Raw genomic sequence first — 13892 nt, 5'->3', positions numbered from 1 at the left:
GATCGGATGCTGCCGACGCTGACGTATCTGCAGTTTCATCTCGTCTTCAGCCTCCCCGTACTCGCCGGCCTGTGGCACCTCGCGCCGCGGTACGACGACGTTCGTCAGCGACGCGCGACGGCCGGGATAGCGATCCTCGTCGCCATCGCGTACCTGTACACGACGCCCTGGATCAGCCACATGATCCGGCAGGGGGCGTGGTCGTACGCCGACGGCGCGGTGCTGGTCCGCGCGCTGTCGATCCCGCTCGGCGAGTACCTCTTTTTCACCGTCCAGACCGTCGTCACCGCGTTCGCGCTCCACCTGATCGGGTTCGACCCGGCGTTCCGCGACGGCGACTTCGACCGAGCGCCCCGGATCGCGGGCGTCGCGGTCGGGATCGCGATGGTCGTCGTCGGCCTCTGGCTGGTGACGCTCGACCCGTCGTACCTCTACCTGGGCGGGCTGATCGCGTGGGTCGGTCCCGTGCTCGCGCTCCAGTGGGCGGTCGGCGGCGGGTATCTCGTCCGCACGCCGCGGACGTGGCTCGCCGCGACCCTCCTGCCGGCGGCGTACTTCTGGGTCGCGGATCGGATCGCGATCGAGATGGGAACGTGGGTCATCTCGGCGGAGTACACCACCGGAGTCGCGGTCCTCGGGCTCCCGATAGAGGAGATGCTCTTCTTCGTCTCGGCCGGCGTAATGACGGTCAACGGGCTCGTGCTGTTCGAGTGGGTACTCGACTGGAACGACCGCCGGAGGGCGGCCAACGCGTCCGCGGAGGCGGTCGACGAGACCGTTCCCGGACCGGGCGATGACTGAGGCGGCGTCGCGCGCGGACCGGCTCTTCGCGTTGTACCCGGCGCTGGCGCTCGCCGCGCTGCTGCCGGTCGGCGCTGCGACCCCTTTGTTTCCGGTCGAACTCGGCGTCGCGGCGTTCACGCTCGGGACGCTCGCGGTCGGGATGGCCCACGGCGCGGTCGACCACCTCGTCCCGCTGCGGGCGGCGCCGAGGGTGTCACTCCGGCGGTCGATAGCGGTCGTCTCCGTCGTCTACGCGGTCCTCGGCGGGACGGTCGTCGCCGCGTTCTTCGCCGCGCCGGTCGCCGCGTTCGCCGGATTCGTCGGGCTCACGTGGCTTCACTGGGGACAGGGCGACGTCGCCGCGCTCGCGATCGCGGGCGTCGAGCACCTCCCCACCTCGGCGGAGCGCTGGCTGAGTCTCGTCGTCCGCGGCGGGCTCCCGATGGGCGTCCCCCTTCTCGCGCACCCGGAGGAGTACCGGCTGGTCGCGGAGTGGGTCGTGGGACTGTTCCTCGTCGAGCCGGGCGCGGCGACGGCCGCGGTCGAGCCCCTGTTCGCCCCCGATACGCAGCTGGCGGTCAGCGGGGTCGTGATCGCGGCGACGCTCTCGTCGCTCGGGGTGGGGTACGCGCGGGTCCGCCGCGGCGCCTCGCGGCGCGGGTGGCTCCGCGACGCGGGAGAGGTCGCGGTGCTGTGGGCGTGGTTCCTGCTCGCGGCGCCCGTCTTCGCGATCGGGGTGTACTTCGCGCTCTGGCACGCGCTCCGGCACGTGGGACGGCTGATCCTCGTCGATTCGGGCGCGGCGGTCGCGCTCGGGGAAGGCGACGTTCGGCGGGCGCTCGCGCGGTTCGCCCGCGACGCGGCTCCGCTCACGCTCGGAGGGTTCCTCGCGCTCGTTGGAGTCGGGCTCGCGGCCCCCGCGGGGATCGCCGCGCCCGGCGACCTGCTCGCGGCGTCGCTCGTCGGTATCGCGGCGCTGACGCTCCCGCACGTCGTCGTCACCGCGTGGCTCGACCGGAAACAGGGGGTCTGGCGACCGGATTCGGTGTGAGTCCCCTCCTGCCGTCGGTTCCGTCCCGCCGTCACTCCCACCCCGGCGTTCCGGGCGCGCCCGCGTCGTCCTCCAGTTCTCGGACCAGCCGCTCGCGGTCGTCCGGGGCGAGCGCGACCCGGTCGCCGTCGCCCGCGGCCCGCTCGCTCCACGCCCGGATCGCTCGGCCGGCCCAGGAGTCGGCGTCGCGGGCGCGGGTCCGGGCCTCGGCCATCCGGTCGCGATCGACGGAGAGCGAGCCGGGGCTGGAGCCGACCGCGGCGCCGACGAACCGGGCGCGGTCGTCGGGAGTGAGCCGCTCCGCCCGGAGTCGGTCGATCACGCCGTCGAGGTCGTCGGGGTCGGGGTACGCGAAGACGGTCGAACCGGCGGCGTACGGGCCGAACGGGAGCGGCGGGGTGTCGTCCGGGACCGCGTCGTCGAGGAGGCGGTCGCCGCCGCCGGCGGCCTCGACGCGCTCGCACTCGGTCTCGGCGTCCAGTTCGAGGCTGTGAGCGGGGTACGTCGAGCAGGCCCGGGGGTAGCGATCGCCGCCGTGGATCCGGCACTGGAGCGTGGTCGGGTCGAGGAAGGCGCAGGCGTCGAGCCAGCGGTGTTCGTCGGTACCGATCGGCGCGACCGGCTTGGGGGGCTTTCGCAGGCCGACCGCGAAGACGGGGCGGTCGCCGGCGGCTGCGACCGCGACGCCGCCGATCCGGACCGAGCCGTCGCCCGCGGCGGGCTCGAACAGCCGGGGGACTAACACGTCGCCGAGGCCGTCGTCGAGGAACCCGGCGATCTCGTCGCGCGTGAGCGGCACGAGGTCGTAGGCGTCGTCGAGCGGGGGGCGGCGACCGGTGCGGTCGGAGCCGGCCGCGTCGGGCGCGAGCGGCCGCCAGTCGACGCAGCAGCCGGCGCAGCCCTCGCAGCGGAGTTCCATCGTGATCACCTGTGCCAACGGTTCGCACACTTAAAAGGGATCGCCGGACGTGAGCAGGGGCTTTATAAGCGACCGTGCGGCCGGCGCGCCCCGGCGAGCGGCCCCGCGGGCCGCGAGCCGACGGTGCGAGGGACGCGGTGAGCGCTCGGAGAGCGCGAACCGCGAGGCTGGGGAGGCATGAGGTGCGGTTGCGGTGCGGTCGGGGTGGGACTCAAAGGGGCAGCCGGTGAGGCGGGCGCAGGCGATGTAAGCACCGCAACGAGGGAGCGCTAGCGACGGAGTGAGGAGCGCAGCGAGCGTGCGCCCGCCTCACCGGCTGGGGCTTTGGAGGTGTTCGCCGCGGAGCCACCGATCAGGATTCACTGAGCGATTAGAGCGTTAGAACTGTCACCACCGACGACAATGACTACTGATACAGAAACGGACGATTCAGGGCGAGACGCCGACCGTCAGCAGCGTCCCCCACGTCCGGTACCGGTCGACCATCGCCTCGCGGGAGTCCCAGTCGTCGGTCGGGAACGCCGAGGCGTCCGGAATCTCGATCTCTCGGTCGGGGATCGCGTCCTGCTCGGCGACGTGCAGGCCGGCCTCCCGGAACGCCTCGCGGTACTCGTCGCGGCTCCACAGCGTCATGTCGACCGAGATGTTGTCCTGCCAGGCGTGGGTCCCCTCGCTCTCCGCGAAGTAGTTGACCGCGCAGTAGAAGGTTCCGCCGGGCCGCAGCACTCGCCGGATCTCTTCGAGGGTGTGGTGCGGGTCGGCCGCGTAGTAAAACGCCTCCATCGAGAAGACGTGGTCGAGCGAGTCGTCGGCGAAGGGGAGCGCGTCGAAGTCGCCGACGAGGAACCCGACCGCGTCGTCGTCGGTGTAGCTCCGGGCGTTGCGCGCCATCTCGGGCGCGCCGTCGAGGCCGTACCCCCGGCCGATCCCCCGTTCGCGGAGCGCGCGGAGGGCGTAGCCGGAGCCGGTGCCCAGATCGAGGACGGCGTCGCCCTCCTCGACCGGCATCCGCGCGAGGACGTGCTTGGCGGTGTGCCAGTGTCGGTCCTCCATGCCGCGGTCCTTGCCCGCCGCCGCCCACTCGTCGAACTCCTCGCGAACGCTCATACGCGGGCGAACGAGCGGGCGGGTGAAAACCGGTTCGGAGGGGACCGCCGACTCGCCGCGCGCGGCGACGCACAGGGGACGAGGGGGGCGACGAGAAAGCGTCGGCGTTTTATCGGTCGGCGGCCCTCCCGAGAGTATGAAACGGCCACGGAGCCTCCGACGACCGAAGTTCCGTATCGCGGACTCCGCACAGCAGGCGGTCGGGGGGTTCCTCCTCGCGGGCCCGTTCGTCGTCACCGAGGAGGTGTGGGTGCTGGCGGCCAGCATGAACTGGCTGCAGGCGGTCCTGACCGCCTGCGTCGTCGGGCTGATCGGCTACGCGGCGCTCTACCGGGCCGACACCGATCGCGATCCGGACGACGAGCGAGATGTCGGTGGCATCCCCGTTCGGTTCGTCTCGCTGATGATCGTCGCGTTCGGGTCCGTGACCGTCCTCGCGCTGCTCTTCGACGCTCCCGGGACCTTCCTCGTCGAGGCGGGCGTCGCGGGCGCCGAGCTGTGGGGGACGACGTTCAAGGCGATCTCCGTGGGGGCGGTGTTCAGCGTGGTCGGCGCCGCGACCGCCGACAGCGTGTTCTGATCTCACCCGACCACCGAAACGACCTCACACGACCACCGAAACGACCTCACACGACCACCGAAACGACCGCGAAGAGGATGAGCACGCCGGCGACGTCACAGAGGTTGGTGACGACGGGGATGGTCGTGTCGTCGGGGTTGAGCCCGACGCGGTACGAGGCCTCGACCGCGGCGACGCTGGCGACGACGACGAGGACGGCGAGCAGCATCCCGGAGACGAGCGAGACGAGAAGCACGCGCCCGAACCCGAGGGTCCCGCCGAGCGCGACGCCGATCCCCCACGCGGCGACGCCGACCGCGCCGAAGACGGTCCCCGCGAGCGCGAACACGGCGCCGACGTTAGCGCGGAGGTCGGGATTCGACGGGTCCAGCTCGTAGGTCCCGAGGTAGAGCTGCGTGGTGAGCCGCGAGCAGGTGATCGACGCGAGGTTCCCCGCCGTCCCGATCTGGACCGGCACCAACACGAGGAGCGCGGGGTTTTCGACGAGCGTCTCCTCGTACGTTTCGAGGACGGTCCCGGAGACGAGTTGGAGCACCGACAGCGCGGCCAGAAGCGGGATCATCGTCCGGACGATGCGGCGGATCGACCACTCGTCGACGTACTCGCGGCCGGCGTCCGAACCGGAGTCAGGCGAACTCACAGTACCGCCCCCACGACGTAGATCCCGACGAGCAGGAAGAGGATCCCGAACACGTCGCCGAGGGTCGTCACGACGGGTCCGATCACGTTGTCGGGGTCGAGCCCGCGCCGGTAGCCGACGAAGATGACCGCGATCAGCACCGAGATCATGAGCACCGCCGAGAGGAAGCCGGCGACGACCATGATCCCGACCAGTTCGAGGAGGTTCCCCTCGTTTCCGAACAGCCGCAGCCAGAGGAACGTGATCACCGCGATGAACACGGAGACGGTCATCCCGTTGATAAAGGAGGCGACGATCGCGTTCGTGAGGCGACGGTCCAACCGGAAGCGCGGCTCGATGAGCCCCTGATGCAGGCCGGTCGAGAGCCGCGCGCCGAGCGAGCCGTAGACGCCCCCGCGGGTGGCGAGGAACGCCGGGAGCAGCAGGAGGAGTCCCGGCACCTCCGAGATCCCGGCCCGCATCGTCTCCGAGCCGAGGATCGTCCCGGAGAACAGCCCCGCGACGAGGCTGACGAGGATCACCGGGAGCGCCTGCCGGTAGACGTCGCGGGCGGTGTCGTGGCCGGGCATCGACCGTGTCGACGGAGCCGACGGTGAAAAAACCGGCCGGGAGCGGGGTCCGTCGTCCGCCACCGCTCCGGTCTCGTCGCCCGATCGCCGTGGCCCGCATCGTTAAGTCGGTCGGGCGGGTTTCCGATCCCATGGACTATTCGCTCGCCATCGAGAACGGGCCGGAAACGATCCCGGGCGGCACCGGGCTCCTCCTCGTTCACCCGAGCATCGGCGAGACCGACCGGATCGACACGGACTTCCTGAAGACCGACACCGACGCCTTCCTCGTCGTCTCCACGCGAACCACCGCGCGCGAGGTCGAGCAGAAGCTGGAGTACTACGACGTCGACGAGACGAAGGCGACCATCCTCGACACGCTCTCCGTCGAGCGGGGGTACTCCCGACGCACCTCCGACGACGTGTACTACGTCTCCGCGCCGGACGACCTCGACGGAGTCGTCGACCGAGTGGAGCGGTTCCTCACCGAGCACGAGGGGAAGCGACGCGTCTCCGTGGACTCGCTCACGGAGATGGCGTACTACGCCGACGACGACGCCGTGTACGAGGCCGCTTCGGACATCCTCGACCTCCTCGACGAGCACGACGCGGTCGGCATCTTCCACCTCTCCGAGGAGGTCCACGAGGTCGCGACCCTCGACCGGTTCCGAGAGCTGTTCGAGGGCGTGATCGAGCTCGACGGCGAGGGGAGCGTGACCGTCGACGTGAAATAGCGCGGCGCGTTCGACGATTCGTCGTCTCCTACAGAAATTAAGGAGAGAGCCCACGGCTTTAACCGTGGGGTGAATCCGACAACTGGGAGGACAACCACGCACGAGATTCTCTCGGATATTCACTCTGTGAGTACGTCTAACCCTGCCTCCAGTACCTCTGTATAGGCCTCCGAGAGATCCAGATCGTTCGCTTCTGCGTAGTCCTTGATCCTGCCACCGAGCGTGTGTGTAATGTCGATGTTCGGGCGCATGACAAAAAGACTTTAAGACTAAACGTATATACGTCTGTTGTCGTGAAGCGTACCAACACGTTCGTCGTGCGACCGCTCTCCGACACCGGAGCGCAACTGCTACGGGACTTGTTGGACGCGTCCGCCGCTCTCTGGAATGAGGTCAACTACCAGCGCCTCATGCGGTACAACGATGAAGATGGGTTCGAGGGAGACATCTGGGACGCCGACACTGGCAGTCTCGAAGGCCGGTACAAAGGGGTTCTCGGTGCATCTACCGCTCAACAAGTGATCCGAAAGAATAGCGAAGCGTGGCGCGGGTTCTTCCGAGTTAAAGAACAGTACCACGATGAGTCGAACACGTCGATTACGGATCATCCTGAGCCCCCGGGGTTCCGCGGCAACGAACGTGAGGGGCGCCAGCTCAAGACCGTCATCCGCAACACGTCGTACACTATCGAGTGGGGCACTCGTTCCCGGTTAGAGATATTGGTCGGGAAAGAACTGAAAGACCGATACGAGCACACCGGGCGTCTCCGACTGGAGATCGCTGGTAACCCAAATTGGCCCGAGTACGAGAAACAGGGCCGGTTAGACCTATGGTACGACGAGACTGCCGACACCTTCCGAGCTTCACAACCCGTGACTGTTTCTGACGATATACGGGACACTCCACTGGCCTCAGAGAAGGCCGCTCTGGACATCGGTGCAAACAATCTCGTCGCGTGTACCACCACGACGGGCGAGCAGTACTTATACGCGGGCCGCGGACTCTTTCGGCGCTTTCGTGGGACGACACAGGAGATCGCCCGGTTGCAGTCGAAAATCGAAGAGGGCAGAGACAGTAGCGCCCGTATTCGACGGCTGTATCGCAAGCGAACCCGTCGCCGCGATCACGCCCAAGAGGCGTTATGCCGCGACTTGCTCGAACGACTCTACGAGGAGGGCGTTGATACCGTGTATCTCGGCGGATTGACTGACGTGCTGGAGACACACTGGTCGGTCCAGATCAACGCCAAGACTCACAACTTCTGGGCGTTCAAGAAATTCTCCGAGCGGTTGGCCTGTACCGCCGAGGAATACGGTATCTCGGTGGAAGTCCGATCGGAAGCGTGGACGAGCCAGGAGTGCCCGCAGTGCGGGTCACGAGATCGGACGATGCGGCATCAAGACACGCTCACCTGTCCGTGTGGATTTGAAGGCCACGCCGACCTCACGGCGTCAGAAACGTTCCTCGAACGGCAGATAGGAGACGAAGCCAGGCCGATGGCACGGCCCGTGCGATTCGAGTGGGACGACCACGAGTGGTCGGAGTCATCATACTCTCCCGTCAGGGCGAGTCCCAAAGAACAGCGCACAAACCGGAGTACTAGCGATGGGAAAATTGCCACTGGGGAGACGGCATAACCAATATCCCACCAGAGGAATTCCACGGCTGAATCCGTGGGAGGATGTCAATCCGACGCCTCGACCATCGACGCCACCGTCTTCTCCGCCCACGTCACCGCGTAGGGAGCGCCGCGGTCGCGGTACGCCGCGGTGTCGAGCGCCGCGAACGGCGCGGGCAGATCGAGGCCGTGACGGACCGCCGAGCAGGCGTACTCCGTCGCGCTCGCGAAGTCGGTCTCGCCGCGGGCGACCTCACCGGCGAGATCGCCGAGCCTCCCTTCGAGGCTGTCGCCGGCGTCGACCCACGCCTCGAACAGCCGGGGGTGGGTCCCCTCCCACGACGCGAAGGCGTCGCGGGTGTACAGCCCGACCCACGCGTCGAACAGCGCGGCCGCGATCTGGAAGACGTCGCTGGGACCCAGTCCGGTCGTGGACGCGCCCGTCTCGGGGTCGGGACGCCGGATCGCGGCGTCGAGGTCGCGGTAGCGCTCGCCGAAGAGCGGGAGGAAGCTCTCGGGGAGGCGGGTGCTCGTCACCGCCTCCGGCAGGGATCCCGGCGCCGGTTCGACGCCGATCTGGACCAGCCGGTCCGCGATCAGGAACGCGAGGAAGTCGTCTGGGGTCCCCTCGGCCCGGTGTTTGACGAGGACCGTCTGGGGATCGGTCTGGGTCGTTCGGACGACGGTACCGTCCCCCGGAAGCCCCACCGTGAAGGTCGGGACGGCGTACTTACGGAGCAGGTCGGGAGCCTCGTCGGGGAGCCACTCGACCGGAAACGACGCGGGCGAGAGCCCGTCGACGAACAGCCCGAGGTCCTCCGCGGCGGCCGGTGGGAGCGTCTCGAAGTCCGCGTCGACGTCGAGCACCGGCGAGCCCGGGGCGTGGGCCTCGCGAAGCGCGTCGAGGTCGTCGTCGAGCGGACGCGTCGAGAACATCAAGCGAAGACGTACGAGAGAATGATGAGGACCGACAAGACGGCCGAAACGCCGATCGTGCCGACGACGATCTGGGTGGATTTGCTCATGGGAGTTTCTGGGTCCGCCCGTCGTTTAAAGCTATATTTTTCGGCGAAGCGGCGATCGGAGGTAGTCAGGAGGGACCACGGCACCGACACCGCTTTTATCACTGAACGGCGGATACGCGTAGTATGCGAATCCGTGACGCGCTCGAATCCGACGCCGAGGCGCTGGCCGCGGCGACCGATCGGCCGCCGGGGGTCGTGAGAAACACGATCCACGATCGGTCGGTTCGGGTCGCGGTGGACGACGACGGAGAGGAGGTGCTCGGGTTCGTCGCGTTCGACGTCCGCGACGGGACCGTTCACGTGACCGACTTCGACGGGAGCGGCTCGACGATCGAACGGCTCTTCGAGGAGCCCCGTCGGTTCGCGCGCCGGGAGAGAATGGGGGTCGAGGTCGTCGTCCCGAACGACGAGGAGACGAGCGAGGTCATCGAGGCGTCGGGGTTCGCGGCGGCGGGCAGGGGGCCGCGGTTCGAGGGCCGACGAACGACCCGATACCGGATCGAGTTCGAGGAGTTAGACGGGTAGAAAATCAGTCGAAACCGGCTCGGTCGGTCAGTCGAAACCGGCTCTGACGATCAGTCGAACCGACCCTGAACGATTTCGAGCGCCTCCTCTCGATCGTCCCAGTCGACGAACACCGCGACCGAGGTCGCGCTGGTGATCAGATCGATGATGTTGATCCCGTCCTCGGCGAGCGGCGCGATGATCTCCTGGATGACGCCGGACTGGTTCGGGAGCTCGCCGCCGGTCACCCGGATCACCGCGATCGGGTCGGCGACGGTCACCGAGGAGAGGGCCTCGTCGTCGACGACGGCTTCGTGGAGCAGCGCCTCCGCCGTCTCGGCGAGGTCGACGTCGACGTAGAAGGTGACGGAGTCCATCCCGGACGCGACCGCGTCGATGTTGATCTCCTCCTCGCGGAGCGCGTTCGCGAGCTGCGAGAGGATTCCAGACCGGTTTCGGATTGCGCGGCCGGCGATGGTGAGACACGCGAGCGGCTCCTCGCGCATGTCGATCAGGCTCTCGAACTCGCCCTCGATGCGAGTACCGCCCCTGAGTAAGTCGCCGTGCTGGTAGTGGACGACCCTGACGGCGAGGTCCTCGTCCTTGTACGAGAGCGCGGACGGCGCGACGACCTCCGCGCCGCGGAAGGAGAGGTTCCGCAGCTCGTCGACGGTGATCCGTCCGACGTTGCGCGCCCCCTCGACCACTCGCGGATCGCCGGTCATCACGCCCTCGACGTCGGTGACGATCACGACCTCGTCGGCGTCCATGTAGTTGCCGAGCATGACGGCGGTGGTGTCGGACCCGCCGCGCCCCAGCGTCGTGACGTTCCCGTCGTGGTCCTCCGCGAGGAAGCCGGTGATGATGGGGACGACGCCGTCCATCTCGGCGGCGATCTTGCGCGCGCGCTTCTTCGTCTCCTCGACGTCGACCTCGCCGAGCTCGTTCGTGATGACGGGCCAGTCCGGGTGGCCGGGCTCGAGGAAGACGGCGTCGACGTCGCGGACCGACAGCGCGGCCTTCAGCATGCGGACGCTGGTGCGCTCGCCCATCGAGACGATCTCGGCGCGGTCGGCGTCGTCCGTCTCGAAGGTGATGTCGTCGAGGAGGTCGTCGGTCGTCGACCCCATCGCGCTCGCGACGACCGCGATCTCGTGGCCCGCCGCGACCGCGTTCGCGACCGAATCCGCCGCGCGCTCGATCCGGTCGCCGCTGCCGAGGCTCGTGCCGCCGAACTTGGCGACTACGCGCATACGGCCACCTCGCTATCGGCCGGTCGACTCGAAAGGGAGAGCGAACGAGACGCTGCACTGAGAGTGTGATCGGTAGACATGGGCTTCCGTAACGGAGGAAGCCGCATAAACTGTGTCTTTTCGACAAGGGTCGCCAAGCGATTCGAATCGATCGGGAATCGGGGCGGTTCTCGGTTGTTATCGATCGTCCGATCACTCATTGGCGATAATCGATCGCTGAATCGGTGGAGAATCCGGTCGGGACGTTAGAACCGTCGGCAGGTATGAGGTCGTTAACGAGGACGCGAGGGTCGGTAAGCGCGAGCTACTCGTCGTCGATGCCCCACGCGTCGGGCATCTCGATGACGTACCGACCGTCCTCTTGGAGCGAGATGATGTACTCCTGCCGGTCGTACAGCTCCATCAGGTTGAGCTCGTACTTCCCCGGGCTCACGATCCGGATGCTCTCGAACTGCTCGTTGAGCTCCTCGCGGAGATCGTTTATGTCGGGACGGGGACCCTCCGTATCGGTCGGCGCGTCAGAACCGGGTTCGGGGGAGGACGAACCGGTCTCTACGTCCCGGCTCGCCCGGTCGAGTTCGTCGGGCGAAACGACGTCCGAACGCGCGCTCGCCTGCGCAACGTCTTCTTGGCTTCGCTCGCGAACGTGTTCCGAGTCCGAGGCGTTCGCGTTCGCGGCCTGACCGTCCGGGGTCCCGGAATCGGGCCGGGACGATTCAGGGGCGGAAGCGTCGGCGTCAGCGGTGGAGTTGTCGTCGGCAGCAGGTTGGCTCCCTGCGGGAGATGACTGGCGATCAGTAGGAGATGACTGGCGATCAGTGGAAGGCGATTGACGGTCGGTAGCCGGCGGTTTGTCTCCGCCGGGTGACGGCTGCTCGTCGGCCGTCTCGCTGGCCGGCTTGAACTGAAACTTGTTCCCGCCGCAGTCCGGACAGCCCGAAAGCATCTCCTTGGAGCCGTCGGGGAACGTCCGGCCGCAGGTGGTACACTGGTGTGGCATTTACTTGCGGGAGACGAGCGTGCTGATGAGGTTCTCGTCTTTGTGCAGGGTCTCGATCTGGTTGGCCGGGCCGATGACGGTGAGCTTCTGGGTCGACTCGCGGCCCATCAGCTTGTCGAGGAAGCTCTGATTGGCCGTCTCCGCCTTCGGGTACGTCTCGATTTCGATGCCGGTGAAGTCGTCGGGGCTGATCTCGGTCATCGTCACCTCGATGAGCTTCGACTCCTCGTCCGGAGAGAGCCCCTCCTCGAGGATGACGATGTTGCCGTCGCGGACCCCGTCGAGGATGAGCCGGATCTTCTCCATCCCGGTGAGTCCGTCCATCCGAGCCCCGCTTATCATGTCGATCCGGACCCCGTCGTCGGAGTCGTCGGAAGGGGCGTCGCCGTCGACGTTGGGGGTTGGGCCCGGCATTAGCCGAAGTACTCCGCGATCTTCGTGTACACTTCGTCCATGTTGTCGCCCTCCAGCGCCGACAGCGGGATCGTCTCGTGTTGCGGGAAGGCGTTCGCGATCTGCTGGACGTCCGATCCGGGGAGGTCCGTCTTGTTCGCGAGGATGAGCGCGGGGAGGTCCTGCGACTCGATGATCCCGATGAGCATGGTGTTCACCTGCGTGAACGGGTCCGTGGTGGAGTCGAGCACGTAGATGACGCCGTCGACGTCCTCGCGGAGCCAGTGCATCGCCTCCGCGACGCCCTCGGTCGCCTCGCGCGACCGGCGCACGGCGTCGTCCTTCTCCATGTCGTGGTCGAGGAACTCCTTGTAGTCGACCTTCGTCGTCACGCCGGGCGTGTCCACGATGTCGATAGTGACCTTCCGCCCGTTGCGCTCGATCTCCACGTTCTCCTTCCGGCGCGCCCGGCGAGTTTCGTGTGGAATGTGGCTCTCCGGCCCGACGGCGTCACCCGTCCAGTCGCGTGCGATCCGATTCGCGAGGGTCGTCTTTCCGGCGTTCGGCGGTCCGTAGATCCCGATCCGCTTGGGCTCGTCGGCCGCGAACAGCCCGTCTGTGACCCGTGATATGCTGTCTTTAAGATTCGTGAGCAGTCCCATCCTGACCTCCAGTCCTGTGTTCTCTCCCGGACACTCTGTGCGGTGTGGTAACGCCTGATACCGCGTATCCAGCGTGCGTTCGGGGAATTACGATAGAATCTACGCCCCTCTCACTTAAGAACTGCGTCAGACGCGGCCGATTTGGCAATATTCGGGTCGTGTAGTCGTTGACGCCCGCGATATCCGCTATTTATTTACCCGATCTTATTTATATATTTTTAGCTATCGGGATATGAGTCGACGCTCGGGTCAGAGGCGAAGAGTCGAACGCTGGATCGAGGTGTCGAAAGGAGGGATGAGAATATCGAACCTGCTTTTCCTCGTGTTGTGTTCTTCTCGTGATTCGCTCTCCTCCCAACTCGTTTTGTTGGGTTGTTCTACTCCCCCCCCACCCCTTCGTTTCGACTGGAGACGGGTGTCAGTGTGGGGGGTGGAGACGGTCGATGGCGAGTCGAATGATTATACTAGATGAAGACGCCTTACTATATCCAGCAATAGAAACAAAATAAAGGATGACGGTTTGTCGAGGGTACTGTTCGATAGGGGTGATAATAAAACCACCGGAGTTATTACACGATCCTCTCCACCCCCTCCCCCACCAAATTCGTGTTCCACCCGAAACGAAGGGGTGGGGGGGTCAACGGAATCAGAGCACCAGAAATGACGAACCACCAGAAATGACGAACCGGCAATCAGATCGAACAGTTGTCACCGACTGAACGAGCGGGTACCGAACTGGCGTGTGCCGAAAGTTGGCCCCGTGCCAGCTTCCCACCTCTAGATGTCTTCAAAACGAACAAAACGAACAGATCGCGGTTCGCTCATGACTCAATTCGGGAGACGACACCCTCGTTTCCTGTCCGGCGAGTCTCTCCAGTTATCGTTTCGATCGGGTATGGTCTATCGACCTCTCGATCTGGTTGCTGCGGTATTCCCGGATTCGACGTTCTTTCCTCATCGATCTTCCGCGGAACGGTCCGTTTCGGGTCCGGAGAGTAACACTTTTGTCCCCCCTCTTCATCTGGTTCGACTGCATCAACTGGACGTATCCGACCGCAACCACGGTCGAATACTG

The 13892-nt window shown here is 66.4% G+C and carries 16 protein-coding genes; 6 read left to right on the top strand and 10 right to left on the bottom strand.

Annotated elements, in window-relative coordinates:
* Positions 1–6 precede the first annotated feature (6 nt).
* Entirely contained in the window at positions 7–801 is a 795-nt protein-coding gene (locus EDM04_RS11505; protein WP_123622235.1) for a lycopene cyclase domain-containing protein, read from the top strand.
* A complete protein-coding gene (locus tag EDM04_RS11500; RefSeq protein WP_123622233.1) occupies positions 794–1834 on the top strand; it encodes a Brp/Blh family beta-carotene 15,15'-dioxygenase in 1041 nt (346 codons plus the stop codon). Before EDM04_RS11505 ends, EDM04_RS11500 begins: the two co-directional genes overlap by 8 nt.
* Positions 1835–1865: 31 nt before the next feature.
* Here EDM04_RS11500 and EDM04_RS11495 read toward each other — a convergent pair whose 3' ends face one another.
* Both EDM04_RS11495 and EDM04_RS11490 read right to left on the bottom strand, forming a co-directional pair.
* A complete protein-coding gene (locus EDM04_RS11495; RefSeq protein ID WP_123622231.1) occupies positions 1866–2753 on the bottom strand; it encodes a YkgJ family cysteine cluster protein in 888 nt (295 codons plus the stop codon).
* 429 nt (positions 2754–3182) lie between these two features.
* Positions 3183–3860: a class I SAM-dependent methyltransferase gene (locus tag EDM04_RS11490; protein WP_123622229.1), complete on the bottom strand. Its 678-nt coding sequence runs from the start codon at positions 3858–3860 to the stop codon at positions 3183–3185.
* 136 nt (positions 3861–3996) lie between these two features.
* Between EDM04_RS11490 and EDM04_RS11485 the strand changes: the two genes are divergently transcribed.
* Positions 3997–4440, top strand: a complete 444-nt coding sequence (locus EDM04_RS11485; protein ID WP_123622226.1) for a DUF2391 domain-containing protein — start codon at positions 3997–3999, stop codon at positions 4438–4440.
* A gap of 46 nt (positions 4441–4486) precedes the next feature.
* Here the strand turns inward: EDM04_RS11485 and EDM04_RS11480 are convergent, their stop codons facing one another.
* Positions 4487–5002, bottom strand: coding sequence for a magnesium transporter (locus EDM04_RS11480; RefSeq protein ID WP_123622711.1), 516 nt, complete (start codon positions 5000–5002; stop codon positions 4487–4489).
* A 74-nt stretch (positions 5003–5076) separates the two neighbouring features.
* On the bottom strand, positions 5077–5649 hold the full coding sequence (locus EDM04_RS11475) for a magnesium transporter (protein ID WP_123622224.1): 573 nt from the start codon (positions 5647–5649) through the stop codon (positions 5077–5079).
* Between the two features lie 131 nt (positions 5650–5780).
* Here EDM04_RS11475 and EDM04_RS11470 point away from each other — a divergent pair, with 131 nt between their 5' ends.
* Positions 5781–6362: a hypothetical protein gene (locus EDM04_RS11470; protein ID WP_123622222.1), complete on the top strand. Its 582-nt coding sequence runs from the start codon at positions 5781–5783 to the stop codon at positions 6360–6362.
* A 119-nt stretch (positions 6363–6481) separates the two neighbouring features.
* Here EDM04_RS11470 and EDM04_RS18980 read toward each other — a convergent pair whose 3' ends face one another.
* A complete protein-coding gene (locus EDM04_RS18980; RefSeq protein ID WP_277424148.1) occupies positions 6482–6613 on the bottom strand; it encodes a hypothetical protein in 132 nt (43 codons plus the stop codon).
* Positions 6614–6655: 42 nt separating this feature from the next.
* Between EDM04_RS18980 and EDM04_RS11465 the strand changes: the two genes are divergently transcribed.
* Complete coding sequence (locus tag EDM04_RS11465; RefSeq protein ID WP_123622220.1) at positions 6656–7999, top strand: RNA-guided endonuclease TnpB family protein; 1344 nt, start codon at positions 6656–6658, stop codon at positions 7997–7999.
* Between the two features lie 47 nt (positions 8000–8046).
* Here EDM04_RS11465 and EDM04_RS11460 read toward each other — a convergent pair whose 3' ends face one another.
* Positions 8047–8916 carry a hypothetical protein gene (locus EDM04_RS11460; RefSeq protein WP_123622218.1) on the bottom strand — a complete coding sequence of 290 codons (870 nt, stop codon included), beginning with the start codon at positions 8914–8916 and terminating at the stop codon, positions 8047–8049.
* A gap of 212 nt (positions 8917–9128) precedes the next feature.
* Between EDM04_RS11460 and EDM04_RS11455 the strand changes: the two genes are divergently transcribed.
* Positions 9129–9530, top strand: a complete 402-nt coding sequence (locus EDM04_RS11455) for a hypothetical protein (RefSeq protein WP_123622216.1) — start codon at positions 9129–9131, stop codon at positions 9528–9530.
* Between the two features lie 50 nt (positions 9531–9580).
* Here the strand turns inward: EDM04_RS11455 and EDM04_RS11450 are convergent, their stop codons facing one another.
* The 4 genes from EDM04_RS11450 to EDM04_RS11435 form a co-directional block, all read right to left on the bottom strand.
* The gene (locus EDM04_RS11450) at positions 9581–10762 is read right to left on the bottom strand and encodes an aspartate kinase (RefSeq protein ID WP_123622215.1); all 1182 of its coding nucleotides are present in this window, start codon (positions 10760–10762) and stop codon (positions 9581–9583) included.
* A 304-nt stretch (positions 10763–11066) separates the two neighbouring features.
* Entirely contained in the window at positions 11067–11762 is a 696-nt protein-coding gene (locus tag EDM04_RS11445; protein WP_123622213.1) for a Zn-ribbon containing protein, read from the bottom strand.
* The gene (locus EDM04_RS11440) at positions 11763–12176 is read right to left on the bottom strand and encodes a DUF2073 domain-containing protein (RefSeq protein ID WP_123622211.1); all 414 of its coding nucleotides are present in this window, start codon (positions 12174–12176) and stop codon (positions 11763–11765) included. It abuts the gene before it with no gap.
* A complete protein-coding gene (locus tag EDM04_RS11435) occupies positions 12176–12817 on the bottom strand; it encodes an Era-like GTP-binding protein (RefSeq protein WP_095637036.1) in 642 nt (213 codons plus the stop codon). The genes EDM04_RS11440 and EDM04_RS11435 overlap by 1 nt, the downstream gene beginning before the upstream one ends.
* Positions 12818–13892: the final 1075 nt, after the last annotated feature.

It is taken from the genome of Halorubrum sp. CSM-61 (assembly GCF_003781945.1).
Taxonomy (GTDB): Archaea; Halobacteriota; Halobacteria; order Halobacteriales; family Haloferacaceae; genus Halorubrum.
Note: the sequence above shows the minus strand (reverse complement) of the source record. Positions and strands in the feature narration are given on the sequence as shown.